This window comes from Clostridium beijerinckii HUN142 (genome assembly GCF_000621745.1).
Lineage (GTDB): Bacteria > Bacillota > Clostridia > Clostridiales > Clostridiaceae > Clostridium > Clostridium beijerinckii_A.
On record NZ_KK211336.1, the window covers coordinates 202397 to 219583 of the forward strand.

The window sequence follows — 17187 nt, forward strand, 5'->3', positions numbered from 1 at the left end:
AATAACTGTTCCAATTTATCCTTTAGCACCGAAACATCAGTACCAAGAAGTTTTTGATATGATTGTTCCAATCTATCAACAGATTATTTCAGATACTAAATTTGAAGATGTTGTAATTATGGGTGATTCAACAGGTGGAGGACTGGGTTTTTCTCTAGCACAACTTTTAAAAGAAATGAATTTGCCACAACCTGGAAATGTCATTCTCATAACACCTACACTAGATATGTCGTTTAGTAATCCAGAAATACATGACATGGAGAGGCTTGACCCAGTATCGGCAGTACCTGCATTGAGTGATATAGTTAAGTGGTATAGCGGGGATAAAGGATCAAAGCATTACCTAATTAGCCCTATTTATGGTAACCTTGAAGGACTCGGTAAAATTAGTTTGTTCATAGGAACACATGATATATTGTATCCTGATGCCAAAAGGTTCAAGAACATGGCAGATGAAAAGGAAGTAAAAATAGGTTATTATGAGTATCCTTCCATGATACATATTTGGCCATTGCATTTCTTTCCTGAGTCACAGAAAGCAATTCAGCAGATTATTGATATTATAAAGTCGTCATAAATGTAAAAAAACAATGTAACAATATATGTTGATAATTCACAATCTTCTTATATGGAGTATTATACGTGGATAATCTCGCCAATAATTTTTTAAAGCTATATTTCAACATCATATAAAAACACAGCCAAAGCAAAAATATCAACATTTCAATTTAAGAAAAGTTGGTATTTTTATTTTTACCATGATAGGTTGATATTAGTATATCTAAATCATTTTTTAGGCAGAAAATTTTAGACGCTGTCGGAGCATACATGGGTGTTGGTAGTGTGGTTTAAATGGATTAAAATATTTAATACAGATAAAGAGATAATAAAGTCGAAAAACTTTATAGTTTAAAGTAGTGTAGCACACTCATATATCAGAATAAAAGACTTCAAAATAGAGAGCCGATGTATGTATTGTATACGTAATATTTTGTAAATTATGTTATAATAAGTGTTATGTAAAACTATAATCTAATGAACAAGTGCAAATAATATGTAATAAGGGGAATCAACTTTGAGTATTATCGGAATTATAATAAGTATATTTTTGTTAACAGTCACAGTTTTTACTTTAGGACTTATAAAGAAAAAAATCTCAATAAATAATATATTTAAAATTATCATCACTATTTTACTTTTAATTTGTTGTACTATATTTGGCGCTTGTAAATATTTTCAAAGGTCAAGCAGTTTTATGTTTACCAAAACAACAACTCTTAGCCAAGAAAATATAGATGGCATTCAAATGTATGAGAGCATTGATAGTAAGGAATTTATACAAAAATATGGGACAAATCTCAAAAAAATTGATAATGCTTTATTTGACTACTATAAACTAAGTGATGGTTTAAAAATTGCTACAAATAAGCAGAGACAAATTATTAGAGTTATTATTAACTCTGAAACAAACAGTAATATGAAGACAAGTAAAGGTATTGGGTTAGGAAGCTCAATTGATGATGTGATTAATGCTTATGGGACTAACTATTATAAGAGAACTGAGGAACAAATGCCTAGCTCGCCAGTAATTGGATATGTAGACCATGAAAAAAAAGTAACAATTGAATTTTGGAATGCAGAAAATAAAGTAGTAGAAATAAGATATGATATCACTTCTATGGAATAACATCATACACAATCTGTAGAAAGTGCGTAGCAAATTATAAAAATGCTCTTTGAAAATTGAGTAAGATGTTTTTTACAGAATATGTTATAATTAATACAGAATACGTTAGAAACTACGAACTACAGATTATTTATATTAAGCGTCATAAAAAGGAGAGATTATGCATGGAAAAAATTCTTCATTCAATACTTGCGGTGTTTCCTACACCGAATATCGAAGAAACCGCTAAGTATTATAACGAGATTATGGGATTTAGAATTGTTAAATATTTAGATGTAAAAGAACCCCACATATGCCTTTACCGTGATAGTGTGGAAATAGTATTGACTAAAGCAAATAACGAAAAAGTCCACACGAATAGGGAACTCTACGGTTATGGGGAAGATGCATATTTTATTACGGACAATCAAGAAGCATTACAAAATGAATTTATAAGTAAAGGAGCTAAAATTGTTCGTCCGCTCCATATGACAGATTATAATAATATGGAATTTGTGTTAGAAGATATAGACGGACGGTGGATTGCTTTTGGAATGAAACAAAAATAACACTTCTGCAAATAAACATAATGTGTAGTTGAGTTAATACATATTTTTCTTAAATAATGAATTAATAAAATTAAAGACTAAATTGTAAAATCGCATTATTCAAGAGAGGGAATTTGCGATTTTTTTATTACGCAATTCTAAAATAAAACGTAATAGTAAATTATTGTGATGCGAAGATTATTTATTTAGGGGCATAATCTATCTATATGATAACTCACAGAAAAGAAACAGTCTATATTTTTTTGGATTTATCCATATAATTAATATTGTTGCAACAGATAAATAATTAGATTGGAGAAAGAATATGATAAAGAAGAAAATAGCAAATATCCCTTTTGGACCATTTATTACAGTTTTAGCAGGCGCCATGGTTGATGGAAAACCAAACTATGCCACAATAGGCGCATATGGTGTTGTAAGTGAGAAACCTGTATTGTATATTTCATTGAAAAATTCCCACTATACAACTTCAGGTGTAGTAGAAAATGGATTCTTCAGTGTAAACATACCATCCTCTGAATCCATTTATAAGACTGATCTTTGTGGGTGCGTATCTGGTAATAAAGAAGATAAATCAAATGTATTTGATTCGTTTTATGATGATGCAGGAAATGCACCAATGATAAAAGAATGTCCTGTAAATTATCTTTGTAAGGTAATACAGACAATTTCTATATTTGATTTTACGATGTTTATTGGAGAAATTGTTGCAGTATATGCGAATGAAGACTGTCTGGAAAATGGAACACCAAATGCCCTTGAGGTTAAACCAACAATTATGATGTATCCAGGGTACTATGATTTAAAGGATAAAGTTGGTACGTTATTTAAAACATATAGGAGCATGAGTACCGATGAACCTAGATAACAAGCATTAATATAAGGAACATACGTAATCTTATAATATGATTTATTAGTCATAAAAATAAGATGGTTTAACAATGGTAAATTAATCCGAAGTATTAAAGTCAAAACTTAGAAAGGTAGAATTAAGATGCCAAATAAAATAAAATCATATTATCAACATGATGATGAGGAAGAAAATGATCAATTCCTAAGGAACTTTGAATATAAAGGAGAAGAAATATTAGTCTGTGACATTTGTGAAACTGAAATATCAGAAGAGGAATATGAGCGTAATGACGGCAGATGTGATGAGTGTAGCGCTGATATATACGAGCCTTAGTTACTTCATATTTTTCTTAAATCATGAATCAATAAAATTAAATAACAAATTGTAAAATCGTATTATTCAAGAAATTGAATTTACGATTTTTTTTATGTGTTATACCACTAAAATACGTTTTTCATTGATCAATTTTCAACCGTTTGTAGAATAAATAATGAATGCATTACCAGAAATGTGGTATAATTGTATATTGTTGTATTAATACGATAAATTACATAGGGGGTAAAGAATGAAAAGTTTGAGACTAATAAGAGTAATAGCGAGTTCATTATTTGTATCTTCGTTATTAGCACTAAATCCAATAGGAGCGAGTGCAGCGTGGAAGAGTGATCCTAGAGGCTGGTGGTATACAGAAGGAAGTTCATGGGCTACAGGCTGGAGGCTAATTAATTCTAAATGGTATTATTTTGATTCTAAAGGTTATATGGCTAAAGATACAACAATTGATGGGTACTATCTAAATGGTAGTGGTGCATGGACAGAACTTACAACAAGTGGAAACTTTAAATTTGATAAATCAACTGGAACAATAGTAGAATATACTGGTTCTGATAGCTCAGTCGTGATACCAAATAAAATTGATGGTATTGAGGTAAAACGTATAAGATTTACATCGACATCTACCTGCAAAAATTTAACAAGCATAACAATACCAGATAGTACAACGGGGATAGAATCTATAGTCTGTACGAATTGTAGTAACTTAACACACGTAGATATTCCAAATAGTGTGAAACGTATAGATCCATTTGCGTTTAGTGGATGTAGTAATTTGAAAAGTATAACTATTCCAGATGGTGTAACAAGTATAAATACAGCCTTGTTTAGCGGGTGTAGTAGTTTAAAAAGCTTGACTATTCCAAATAGTGTAAAGAATATTAATACAAAGGCATTTGCAGGATGTAGTAGTTTAGAAAGTATAACCATTCCAAATAGTGTAACAAGTATGGGGAATGATGTATTTCAGGAGTGTACTAATTTAAAAAGTATAACTATTCCAGATAGTGTAACAAGTATAGGCTGCGGTGCATTTGGTGATTGTAGCAGTTTAACAAGCATAACAATACCAAATGGTATAACAATCATAAACGAGTTTGAATTTCAAGGTTGTACTAATTTAACAAGCATAATAATACCAAATGGTGTAACAAGTATACAAAGAAGTGCATTTGCAGGCTGCACAAATTTAACCAGCATAACTATTCCAGATAGTGTAACAAGTATAGCAACTCATCAAAACATGCCTAATGGTATAGGAATTAATCCATTTTATGATTGTACAAAGGCTACATTTTATGTAAAGAGTCAAACATTAAAACAGATTTTAATTAATTCTGGTGTAAGTGCAAGCAAAATCATAGTAAGTGCTTAGCCATAAATAATAAATCAAAAAATAAATCATTTTTTGGAGTAGTGCAAAAGCTACTCTATTTTTATAAGTAAAATTTATATCCTACCTTATTTTTTCATGTTTTTTCACAGTAAAGCTGACGCCACTAGATCTCCTTAGTATTTATTTAACAGTCTAATGATAATACAATTAATCCAGAAAAAATTAAACAAATATATTGCAAAAATAATTCTTCATAATAATTCTAAAAATATTAAAGGAATTTTAGCTGTAATTGTGAATTTAGAAAAATATTTTTATATATGAATACATTAAAAAAACGCCACTATAAATGTGACGTTTTTGTAAATTGTTTATCTTTACTATATTTATAATACCATAAAACAATAAAAATGTCAATACTTGTAATTCAATTAGTGAATTGGTATTAATTATTAGAGGTGATAATTTTATGGAACAAAAAAGTATGACTGCATTGATTAGTGCGTTTTCAAGAGCGTATCATTCTGTTAAAAACAAAGAGAAAGTTTTTGATGATTACTTAGCAAAGGATATTCTAACTCAAAATGAATATGAACAAATTTCAAGTAATATGTCAAAAGGAATTAAATTTTTCAACCCATCATTTGATGGTACACAAGATGAAGCGTTACGCTTTATCGTTGACAATCAGTTATCTCCAACTCCAATTGGTAGAGCAGCATTTACAGAAAAATCACTTGAAAATGCCGTAAAAATTGGTGCAAAACAATATTTGATTTTTGCCGCTGGGTATGACACCTTTGCATATCGTCAGCCTGACTGGGCAAGAAATATTCAGATATTTGAACTTGACCATCCTTTAACTGGTGAAGATAAGCAAAAGCGTATTCAAAAAGTAATGAAAGAAATACCTCCGAATTTACACTATATATCTATTGACTTTACAGAAAAGAATTGGGAAAGAAACATAATTAAATGCTCTCAATTTGAGCAAAGTAAAATAAGTTTTTGTAGTTTACTTGGCTTGAATTACTATTTAACTAAGAAAGATTTTGCATATGCAATTAATACTATTTCAAGCATTGTGCCGAAAGGTAGTAGCATTGTTTTTGATTATCAAGATGAAAACACATATACTTCTAAGGCAGGCGAAAGAGTTAAAAAGCAAATTGCACTAACTAATGCAACAAATGAAAAAATGCTTGCAAGTTATTCTTATTTAGAGTTGGAAAAACTATTGGCTGATAGTGATTTCTTAATTTATGAATATTTAACACCAGATGAAATAACGGAGCAGTATTTTAAAAAATATAATCAAGCTAATCCAGAACATCCTATAAGAGCATTTGATAATGTTAATTATTGCTTAGCAGTAAAAAAATAAAAGTGAAATTCAAGAAATAATTAATACGTTATTTTATTGAATTATGCATCAAATCTAAAACACATTATTCTAAACGAATGATGTGTTTTTTGCAAAAAATTAAAAAAGGAGCGCAGGGTATTAGTTGCACCCAAGATGCTAGGGTAAAAGTCTAGGACTAGAATTTCATAAAGGCATAATTCTTATTTTAAGTTTGGATATGTTTGATAGTTTTTGTAATCAAAATATTTATAATTTCGACTTGTATACATATATGTAGGGTTTTAACTGAGTTTATGGCATAGATATCCAAACCAAAAGAGATACTTATACTTTAATTTTTGTAAATCATACTGGAAATTAGATACATGTTTGTGAAAGCGGCATTTGAAATTGAGTTGTGATAGTTCTTAGTTGAAGGTTGTTCCATTTTCTGCTTGTCCTAAACTTGTTTTTGGAGCATGCAGAAATGGGTTCAACCTTCCACTTAGAACTATCCAGCGAAAATTTCATTAGTCCGCAGGAACAAATATGTATTTAATTTCGGTAAGGTATACACATAAGTACGGTTCTAACTGAGTTTATGGAAGCAAGAAAATTTTTTGTGGTAAAAACTATTTACAAGATACTACAAAAGTGCTAGTATTTATTATTAATAAGAGCAAAGTGCACGTAACTCTTAATAATTAAATATTCGCAGGCAATGAAAGGGAAAAGTATTATAGAGTACAGTTTTCAGAGAGGAAATGTCACCGACTGTAAGCATTTCTAAATATGACTATGAGAAAAACTACCCTGGAGCTATGGCTTATTAGCAGAGTTTGTGAAATGCCATCGGTGAAAATCGTTAAAAATTTTAGAGAAGAATTGAGTTTATTTAATTCAATTTGGGTGGAACCACGGATATTATGCATTCGTCCCAAGGCTTGGGACGGGTGCTTTTTTTGTACAAAAATATATGAATTTAAAAAAGTATGAGGCGCAATTTGGAAGAAGTTGTGTTATCGATTATTAATCTATAGATATATCTAATACTATAAAATTTTAAAGAATGTTATAAAATCTTAAAGAAGGAGGTAACAAGTTTATGATAAATATAAAACTTAAAGATGGATCAATAAAAGAAATTGCAGATGGATCTAGTATTTATGATTTAGCAAATTCAATTAGTAAAAACTTAGCTAAAGTCGCAGTAGTGGGGGAAGTAAATGGGACATTAGTAGATTTAAATTATAAATTAAAAAATAATGATGAGGTAAATATTTTAACTTATGATGATGAAAAAGCAGTTGAAGTTATAAGGCATTCTACTTCTCATGTTATGGCTCAAGCTGTTAAAAGAATTTATAAGGATTCAAAGCTTGCTATAGGACCTGCAATAAATAATGGTTTCTATTATGATTTTGATATTGAAAACTCATTATCCAATGAAGATTTAGATAAAATTGAAGCAGAAATGAATAAAATAATAAATGAAAATCTTAGCTTTGAAAGAATCGATATTTCTAGAGACGAAGCAATAAAATTAATGGAGGAAAAGGGAGAAACATATAAAGTAGAACTTATTAAGGATCTTCCAGAAGCTGAAAAGATATCTTTATATAAACAGGGCGATTATATAGATCTTTGCAGAGGTCCTCATATTCCATCAACAAAGTATATTAAAGCATTTAAACTATTAAGCGTTGCTGGAGCATATTGGAGAGGAAATGAAAAAAATAAGATGCTTCAAAGAGTTTATGGAGTTGCATTTTCTAGTAAGAAAGAATTAGAATTACATTTGCATAATTTAGAAGAAGCAAAGAAAAGAGATCATAGAAAATTAGGAAAAGAATTAAAGTTATTCACTTTTGCAGAAGAAGGTCCAGGATTTCCATTTATGCTTCCTAAAGGAGTAATATTAAAAAATACCCTAATAGATTTTTGGAGAAAATTACATTACGAAGATGGTTATGTTGAAATTGAAACTCCAATAATGCTTAATAAGAAACTATGGGAGACTTCAGGGCATTGGTATCATTATAGAGAAAATATGTATACTTCAACAATTGATGAAGAAGAATTTGCATTAAAGCCAATGAATTGCCCAGGTGGAATGTTAGTTTATAAATCAGAATCACATTCATATAGAGATTTTCCAATGAGAGTTGGAGAACTGGGACGAGTTCATAGACATGAGCTTTCTGGAGCACTCCATGGTCTTATGAGAGTAAGAGCATTCACACAAGACGATGCACATATATTTATGTTACCAGATCAAATAAAGTCAGAAATAAAAGGTGTTATTAATTTAATTGACAAGGTATATTCAAAATTCAGATTTAAGTACAATTTAGAACTTTCTACAAGGCCAGAGGATTCAATGGGAAGCGATGAAGAATGGGAATTAGCAGAAAGCTCATTGAAGGGTGCCTTAGATGAATTAAATCTTGAATATAAAATAAATGAGGGTGACGGAGCTTTTTACGGACCTAAAATAGATTTTCATCTTGAAGATAGCATAGGCAGAACTTGGCAATGTGGAACAATTCAGTTAGATTTTCAATTGCCTCAAAGGTTTGAGTTAGAGTATGTAGGTAGTGATGGAGAAAAGCATAGACCAATAGTAATCCATAGAGTAGTCTTTGGAAGTATAGAAAGATTTATAGGAATATTAATAGAACATTTTGCTGGAAAATTCCCAACATGGCTTTCTCCAGTTCAAGTAAAAATACTTCCTATATCAAATAAATTTAATAGCTATTCAGAAAAGATTAAGGATAAATTAAGCTCAGAAGGTATAAGAGTTGAAATTGATCAGAAAGATGAAAAGATAGGCTATAAAATAAGAGAAGCTAGAAATGAGAGGGTTCCTTACATTATTATTGTTGGAGAAAAGGAAGAAGCAGAAAATAATATATCATTACGCAGCAGAAGTAATGGCGATGAGGGAACATTAAATTTAGAAGATTTAATAGAAAGAATAAATAATGAAGTTAAAAATAAAGCTCTATAATTAAGTAGAGATAATACTGAAATATTAAGATATTAAATTTAAGGAATAATTAAAGTAAATATCACTTTAATTATTCCTTTTAATATTGTATATGGACAACATCATCGAAATTTAAAATATTATTTTAAATTTCTGCAGTTTTTAATTTATTAAACAAGCAGTTATATATTATAATGTTATATATCACTTGATGAAGGAGAAGGAAAATATGTTTTTATTTGGCGGGAATAAATTAAAGGTAAGAAGCGAAGAAGATGAGGATGGAGTTAAAACTTTCGTGGAATACTATGGAATGAAGAAAAGCGATGAATTTAAAGTAAAGGTTTTAAATGAAATGATTGGAGAAAACCTTTGTTTAATAGTTTTAGACTCTAGAATGTTGTATTTTGGAAATCAAGTGGAACATGAGGTGCCAGTTGAAGAAATAATAGAGCATTTAGGAATTTCAAGAATAGCATATAAGAAGTTTGAAATAAAGAAGGTACCAGAAGTATCTATGTTTGGTATTAGCATAAAAAAGGGAACTAAAAAAACTGATAAAGATTATGTAATAGGATTTGTTGTAAATAAGTATAATTTTAAAAGAATTGAAGAATATGTAAATAGAATGAATCTATATTATTTCATAGATAACGCTGGACTTAGTGAAGAGGATTTATTACAGAAGTTGAGTGAAAATTATGAAGAAATTGATGAAATGAGTAAGGAATTTTACTGTGAGATATTTAATAATAATTACATAAGTCAGTTAGTTATTTCATCAGAAAATGAGAACGCTATGGCAATAAAGGAAACGGTTGGCAGGTGCCATTCTGAGTTAAAATAAATAGTTTCACTCTAAGAAGAATGTATGCAAATTTTATTATTTATTAATTTACTAGTGAATTCAACGTCTAATAGAATTAGCAAACATTCTTTTGCCTTGACAACATTATTAGATTATGGAATGATAATTAGATGTCGGAAAACTACTAATTGATTAATTATTTTACAAATGAAAAATTAGTTGAGATTAAAAAATGATATAAATATTATCTAGATTAAATATGAGGGAGGTATAGGAATACTTTTTTGATAGAATTATTTCTATGCGTTTTTTTGAAGCTTAACAAATTGCAAGTTTAATCTATATAATAGTAGCATACTGAAAATTTTTTAGAAAAGGTTAATGAGTAGTATGAAGAGAATAAATGAAGCTTTTAGTGATTATGAATCGGCTGGCAGCATAAATACTGCCGTTATACAATCCGTAGTCTTGCGTAAGAAAACTAAAGTGCTGGAAATGGAAATTAGTTCAGATAATTATATTGAACTAGGGGAAATTGAAAGTTTTAATAGTTTCATAAAAGATAAATTCGGATTAAATGATTCTAAAATTATTGTAAAGTATAGTGACGAGGTTGAAATAAGACCTATAGAAAAAGAATTGAAAAATATCGTATATTCCTTATCTACAAAGTATCCTGCATTAAAGGCAGCGGTTAATAATAGTGACTATGAAATAGAAGGAAATACTATAAATTTTAATTTTAAAATTCCTGTAGCGGGTTTTCTAAAAACTATGGAATATGATAAGCAAATTAATAAAGCTATAAAACATATGTATGGGAAACATTATAATATCAATTTTATTGATCAAATAGATAGCGAAGAATTGGTGAAAATCGCAGAAGATAAACGTGCTAATGAGATGAAAGTTATTAAAGAAATAAAAATTACTCAAAGCAATAATCCTCCTGAAGTACCTAAAGTTGAAGAAGGTAAGGCAGAAGTAAAAGCTGAGGGCGATGGCAAAAAGGCAAGTAATCCATTCTTGATTTTAGGAAGAAATGCTAATATTAAGGAAAACATAATTAAAATTAATGATATTACACCTGATGAAGGAAGAGTGGCTTTAGAAGGTGAAATATCAAATTTAGAAGCAAAAGAATTAAGAAGTGGAAAAATGCTAATTTCCTTTGATTTATATGATGGATCAAATTCGATGACTTGTAAGATTTTTGCAAAACCTAATGAGTATAATGAAGTGTTTTCTAGAATTAAAAAGGCTAAGGGTCTTAGACTTGCTGGAAATGCAGGCTATAGTAATTTCTCTCATGAAGTTGAACTTATTGCTAATACTGTTATTGAAACAAATGGTATAAGGAGATATAAGAGGCAGGATAATTCAGAGGTGAAGAGAGTAGAGCTTCACATGCATACTCAAATGAGCCAGATGGATGCAATGTCTAGTGCTAGTGATTTAATTAAGAGAGCTATGAGCTGGGGAATGAAGTCTATTGCTATAACTGATCATGGAGTAGTTCAGTCATTTCCAGAAGCGCACAAATTGCTTGGAAGAGATAATCCAGATATGAAAGTCATATATGGAGTTGAAGCTTATCTAGCTCCAGATAAAAAGCCATCTGTAACAAATGTTAGGGAAGAAAGTATTGATACAGTATACTGTGTTCTTGATTTAGAAACTACAGGTTTTTCTCCTCAGACAGAAAAGATTACTGAAATAGGAGTAATGAAAATTAAGGATGGTAAGGTTATAGATAAGTTCAGTACTTTTGTAAACCCTCAAAAGTCAATTCCTATGAGAGTTGTAGAGGTTACAAAGATAACTGATGATATGGTAAAAAATGCAGAAACTATTGATAAAGTTTTCCCTAAATTGCTTGAATTTATTGAAGGAAGTGTTTTAGTTGCACATAATGCTGACTTTGATATTGGATTCTTAAAGCATAATGCGAAAGTTTTAGGCTATGAGTTTGATTTTACCTATATAGATACTTTAGGATTAGCGCAAGATGTATTCCCTGATTATAAATCTTATAAGCTAGGAAGAATTGCTAAAAATCTTGGAATAAAGGTTGAAGTTGCCCATAGAGCTTTAGATGATGTTGATACAACTGTTAAGGTATTTAACATAATGATTGAAAAGCTAAAAGAAAGAGGCGCGCAAACTTTATCAGATATAGATTTATATGCAGCCGATGAAGAAGCTAAGAAAGTGGCATATAAAAAGGTTAAAACTCACCATGCAATAATACTAGCAAAAAATTACGTGGGATTAAAGAATTTATATAAATTGGTATCATATTCTCATTTAGATTATTTTTATAAAAAGCCACGTATATTAAAGAGCATGTTTAAGAAATATTCTGAAGGTTTAATTATTGGAAGTGCTTGTAGTGAAGGGGAATTATATCAAGCCATACTTCTTGGAAAACCAGAAGAACAAATTGAGGAAATTGCTAATTTCTATGATTACTTAGAAATTCAGCCTTTAGGAAATAATGATTACTTAGTAAGACAGGAGCAAGTTCCAAGTAAAGAATATTTAAAAGAAATTAATAAAAAGATCGTAGAACTTGCAGAAAGATTAGGTAAGCCTGTAGTGGCTACTGGAGATGTTCACTTCCTAGATCCTGAAGATGAAATATACAGACGTATATTAGAAGCAGGACAGGGATTTAAGGATGCAGATAATCAAGCACCATTATATTTAAGAACTACTGAAGAAATGCTCGATGAATTCTCTTATTTAGGAAGAACAAAAGCTTATGAGGTTGTAGTTACAAATACTAATATAGTAGCAGATATGTGTGAGCAAATAAGCCCTATTTCTCCTGAAAAATGTCCACCTCACATAGAAGGCTGTGAGCAGACAATAAAAGATATAGCTTATGAAAAAGCCCATGAACTTTATGGAGATCCACTTCCAGAAATAGTTCAGGCGAGACTTGATAAAGAGCTAGATTCTATTATAAAAAATGGATTCTCAGTAATGTATATCATAGCTCAGAAGCTGGTATGGAAATCAAATGAAGATGGATACTTAGTAGGTTCCAGAGGATCTGTTGGTTCATCCTTCGTTGCAAATATGACTGGTATAACAGAAGTAAATGCGCTTCCACCTCATTACAGATGCCCTAAATGTAAGTATTCTGATTTTGAGGATTATGGCGTTCTAAATGGCTTTGACTTGCCAGATAAAGTATGTCCTGTTTGTGGAGAAAATCTGTATAAAGATGGTATAGATATTCCGTTTGAAACATTCCTGGGCTTTAATGGAGATAAAGAGCCGGATATAGATTTAAACTTCTCAGGGGAATATCAGGCAAAGGCCCATAGATATACAGAAGTTATCTTTGGAAAGGGAACAACATTTAAAGCAGGGACTATTGGTACTATAGCAGAAAAAACAGCGTTTGGTTATGTTAAAAAATATTATGAAGAAAAAAATATTACAATAAACAAAGCTGAAACAATAAGAATTTCAGTAGGGTGCACTGGTATAAAGAGAACTACAGGTCAGCATCCAGGAGGAATTATAGTTGTACCAAAGGGAAGAGAAATATTTGAATTCTGCCCTGTACAGCATCCTGCGGATGACCCTAACTCAGATATTATAACAACACATTTTGATTATCACTCTATTGACCAAAATCTATTGAAGCTTGATATACTAGGGCACGATGATCCGACGGTTATAAGAATGCTTCAAGATATAACAGGGGTTGACCCACATGAGATTCCTATGGATGACAAGGATACTATGTCCTTATTCTTCTCAACAAAGGCTCTTGGGGTAACTCCAAATCAGATAAATTCAGAGGTTGGAACCTTTGGAATTCCTGAGTTTGGTACTAAGTTCGTAAGAGGAATGCTTGTGGATACAAAACCAAAGACTTTTTCAGATTTATTATGTATATCAGGACTTTCACATGGTACAGATGTATGGCTTGGAAATGCTAAGGACTTAATTGATAATGGAGTAATTACCAGCATAAGTGATGCGGTATGTACCAGAGATGATATTATGGTTTACTTAATTAGAAAAGGACTTCCACCTAATACCGCGTTTAAAATAATGGAAACTGTTCGTAAAGGTAAAGCCTTAAAAGAACCTAAATTTCCAGAATATGAAGCTATGATGAGAGAACATGATGTACCAGAATGGTATATAGAGTCTTGTAAAAAGATAAAATACATGTTCCCTAAAGCCCATGCAGCAGCTTATGTAATGATGGCATTTAGAATAGCATGGTTTAAAGTTCATATACCTCAGGCTTATTATGCAACATACTTTACTATAAGAGCAAAAGCCTTTGATGCAGAATTTATGATCTTTGGAAAAGAAAAGGTTAAAGCAAAGATGCAGGAAATTCAGGCTCTTGGAAATGAGGCTGGTCCTAAGGATAAGGATATGTATGATGACCTTGAAATAGTTTTGGAAATGTATGAAAGAGGATTTAAATTCCTTCCAATTGATTTATATAAATCTAGTGCTACAAAATTCCAGTTAGAAGAAGAGGGAATAAGACCGCCATTAAACAGTATAGCAGGTATGGGAAATGTAGCTGCAGAAGGTATAGCAAGTGCAGCAAAAGAAAAAGAATTTAATTCTGTAGATGATGTAAAGAAACGTTCAAAGATTGGAAATGCTGCCATAGAGCTACTTAGAAAATTTGATTGTTTAAATGGTCTTCCAGAAAGTGATCAAATGAGCTTCTTTGACGCAGTTTAGATTTATGACTATAGATAAAATAACTTTGAAACTAAACTTAAGTGGTAACTTACCGAAATCATAAATATTTTGTTCCGAAAAACTATGAAAATATTGCTGAAAATCCTAAGTTGCAGATTGCACCACTTCAGCATGCTCCCACTTTCAGTGTGACAAGCAAAAGTGGAACAACCTACAACTAAGAATTTTTAGCAGCTCATTTTCAAATGTTTTCTGCACAAATATATTTATGATTTCTAGTGAAGATATTACCTCAAAGTTTTAGCAAGTTTGTAAATATGTTTATATTATAGATTTAAATATTAATTTTGATATTATAGATAAACTAACTAAGATCTGAACTGGAGTATTCTCTCTTTATAGTATGGTCTAAATTATAAGTGGAATTTAGATTTTCTAGTGAAGTTGTACTTTTATTTTATTAAGTATTTTAAAATTTGAACTTAAAAATTATATAAAAAATAACGTAAAAAACACAGCCTAGTGATTAAATATATAGGCTGTGTTTTTTGTTATATATTTATTGTTAATTTAGTTATAGTATATTTAAGTAAAATAGATTATTTTCCATTATCTGTTGAGCCAACTTGATTGTTGCCTTTATCACGATTATTCTTGCCTTTCATCTTATCAACATTGCTCTTATCATTCTTATTTCTATTGTATTGAGAAGATCCCATTTTATATCACCACCTTACTTTTTATTTATTATTCGCGGAAAGAGTTTGTGATATTCATATTGAGATTAGTTTTTCGCTCTTTTCGTAAATATTGTGGGCAAATATAAAATTAGATTTTGAGCAAATAATCATTTTCTGTTTTCAAAATGCTCAATTCTAATATAATAATATTTGACATTTATAACTATAAGTATATAAACTTAAAACAAATAAGGTTATATACATTATATTTACAATTAGGAGGAATAGATTATGGCAAAACTATTAGATAATGAATATTCAATGGTATCATTTAAGGCTCGTAAAGGAGATAAGGAAGCCAGGAGAAACACAATTATAAATATTATATTAAATATTTTTGTATTAGAAGGTAAAGGTAGCAGTGGTACTAAGGAATTTATGTTTACACTTACAAATAATCATCTATACATAGATGATATTGGGTACGATTTAACTGGTCAGGTAGACATCTATCTCACAGAAAAATTTGATAGAAAAGATATAAAATCTTTTAAGGTTAGAAAAGAAGGCAATAAAGAAATAATCTCTCTTGTAACCACTAATGGCAAAACTGTAACTTATGTAAGGGACAATGAAAACGCTTCAGATTTAGCAACAGAAATGGCTAAACTAATAATTGAAAATGCAGGAAATTAAATAATATTCAATAGTCAAAGGGGGTGCTTAGATAACTCCCTTTTAAATATTGTTATATTTTTCACTATAATACATTAATAGGGTGTAAATCCTTAATAATTATTGATTTATTCATTGCGAGTACGTTTGTCAGTAAAGTTTTCTTCAACTCAACTTTATCAAGTGATTTATTTAGTTCAAGAAATCTATGCCAAAATAAATAATTATCCATATATTTAGTTGATACACCATTAAAGTGAAGATTAATCCACTTTCCAAGCCTTTTATGATATTCATTAACATGTTGCATATGATATAATTTTTCGATTACATATTGTTTTTTAGAAGCATTTACTTGCTTATGCTCTAAACCCTTCATTTTTGCAAATGATAAATAATTCTTTGCCGAGTCACTTATTAATAAAGCATTAGGGGCAATATAATTGCCTATGACATTATCTATTTGTGTAGCAGTAATACGCCCCATACCAGCATTTCTACTAATTATGTGACCATTTCTATCCATAGCAACTAAAATACAAACCTGTTCATGGCTTATGCCTCTAAATTTAGATTTACCACCTCTTTTGTTGGGTTTGCGAGTTTTACATTGGTTTTTCCCTTTAAATGGCTCTATGAAGAAGGTTTCATCTGACTCAATGATACCAGACAATTGTTCTATATCCATTGAACGTAAAGAATTAAGCACTTTATGTCTCCAATAAAAGGCTGTTGAAATACTTATATTAAGAGCCTTTGCGATTTTGGGTAGAGTTGTTCCCTCTGATATAAATTGAAAATATTTAGCCCATTTTTGAGGATAATGTGTTCCTGCCATTGGACTACAAGATACATCATTAAAGGTTTTGCCACAATCTTTACATTTATAACGTTGTCGGCTACGATATTTTCCATGACCAATAATATGTTCACTATTACAATGAGGACAAAACGTACCCTTTGAAAAACGTGTTTCTCTAATGGTTTCTATATAATCATTAACTCTATCAGAACTGTTCTTAACAAGAGGATATATCAAGTTGAAAAACATATTTTGAACCACTGGTGATAACTTTTGAAATTCATCAAATAAGATATTTATATCCATGAATGATATTCACTTCCAGAGCTGGTAAACTCAATAAAGTCATCTGACAGCATATCATTTATTTTATCTTCTGACTTTCTAACTTCTGATTTTAATAACTCATGTTCTAATTGTAATAGGTGATCTTTAA

At 30.2% G+C, this 17187-nt stretch carries 12 protein-coding genes, 1 pseudogene and 1 other annotated feature; of the genes and pseudogenes, 12 read left to right on the forward strand and 1 reads right to left on the reverse strand.

Annotated features, from left to right (window positions below):
- The first annotated feature begins 1 nt into the window (after position 1).
- From T483_RS30275 to T483_RS0122275, 12 genes and pseudogenes are all read left to right on the forward strand, one after another.
- A complete protein-coding gene (locus T483_RS30275; protein WP_080697123.1) occupies positions 2–577 on the forward strand; it encodes an alpha/beta hydrolase fold domain-containing protein in 576 nt (191 codons plus the stop codon).
- A 261-nt stretch (positions 578–838) separates the two neighbouring features.
- Positions 839–987 (forward strand): annotated as a pseudogene (locus T483_RS31765) (IS1595 family transposase); the annotation flags it as partial.
- A gap of 88 nt (positions 988–1075) precedes the next feature.
- Positions 1076–1687, forward strand: a complete 612-nt coding sequence (locus T483_RS0122225; RefSeq protein ID WP_026888807.1) for a hypothetical protein — start codon at positions 1076–1078, stop codon at positions 1685–1687.
- Positions 1688–1851: 164 nt separating this feature from the next.
- Positions 1852–2235, forward strand: coding sequence for a VOC family protein (locus T483_RS0122230; RefSeq protein WP_026888808.1), 384 nt, complete (start codon positions 1852–1854; stop codon positions 2233–2235).
- Between the two features lie 304 nt (positions 2236–2539).
- Positions 2540–3103, forward strand: a complete 564-nt coding sequence (locus T483_RS0122235) for a flavin reductase family protein (protein WP_026888809.1) — start codon at positions 2540–2542, stop codon at positions 3101–3103.
- A gap of 126 nt (positions 3104–3229) precedes the next feature.
- On the forward strand, positions 3230–3421 hold the full coding sequence (locus T483_RS0122240) for a hypothetical protein (protein WP_026888810.1): 192 nt from the start codon (positions 3230–3232) through the stop codon (positions 3419–3421).
- A gap of 232 nt (positions 3422–3653) precedes the next feature.
- Positions 3654–4796 carry a leucine-rich repeat domain-containing protein gene (locus tag T483_RS0122245; RefSeq protein ID WP_026888811.1) on the forward strand — a complete coding sequence of 381 codons (1143 nt, stop codon included), beginning with the start codon at positions 3654–3656 and terminating at the stop codon, positions 4794–4796.
- A gap of 430 nt (positions 4797–5226) precedes the next feature.
- Positions 5227–6141 carry a class I SAM-dependent methyltransferase gene (locus tag T483_RS0122250; RefSeq protein WP_026888812.1) on the forward strand — a complete coding sequence of 305 codons (915 nt, stop codon included), beginning with the start codon at positions 5227–5229 and terminating at the stop codon, positions 6139–6141.
- 673 nt (positions 6142–6814) lie between these two features.
- Positions 6815–7045 (forward strand) — a binding site (T-box leader).
- 162 nt (positions 7046–7207) lie between these two features.
- Positions 7208–9115: a threonine--tRNA ligase gene (gene thrS, locus T483_RS0122255; protein WP_026888813.1), complete on the forward strand. Its 1908-nt coding sequence runs from the start codon at positions 7208–7210 to the stop codon at positions 9113–9115.
- Between the two features lie 208 nt (positions 9116–9323).
- The gene (locus tag T483_RS0122260) at positions 9324–9941 is read left to right on the forward strand and encodes a hypothetical protein (RefSeq protein ID WP_026888814.1); all 618 of its coding nucleotides are present in this window, start codon (positions 9324–9326) and stop codon (positions 9939–9941) included.
- A 351-nt stretch (positions 9942–10292) separates the two neighbouring features.
- Positions 10293–14633, forward strand: coding sequence for a DNA polymerase III subunit alpha (gene polC / locus T483_RS0122265; RefSeq protein WP_026888815.1), 4341 nt, complete (start codon positions 10293–10295; stop codon positions 14631–14633).
- 932 nt (positions 14634–15565) lie between these two features.
- Positions 15566–15970 (forward strand): hypothetical protein, encoded by a 405-nt coding sequence (locus tag T483_RS0122275; protein WP_026888816.1) that lies wholly within the window; start codon positions 15566–15568, stop codon positions 15968–15970.
- 64 nt (positions 15971–16034) lie between these two features.
- On the opposite strand, the gene T483_RS29675 is transcribed toward T483_RS0122275, so the two are convergent.
- The gene (locus T483_RS29675; RefSeq protein ID WP_051560512.1) at positions 16035–17057 is read right to left on the reverse strand and encodes an IS1595 family transposase; all 1023 of its coding nucleotides are present in this window, start codon (positions 17055–17057) and stop codon (positions 16035–16037) included.
- Positions 17058–17187 lie beyond the last annotated feature (130 nt).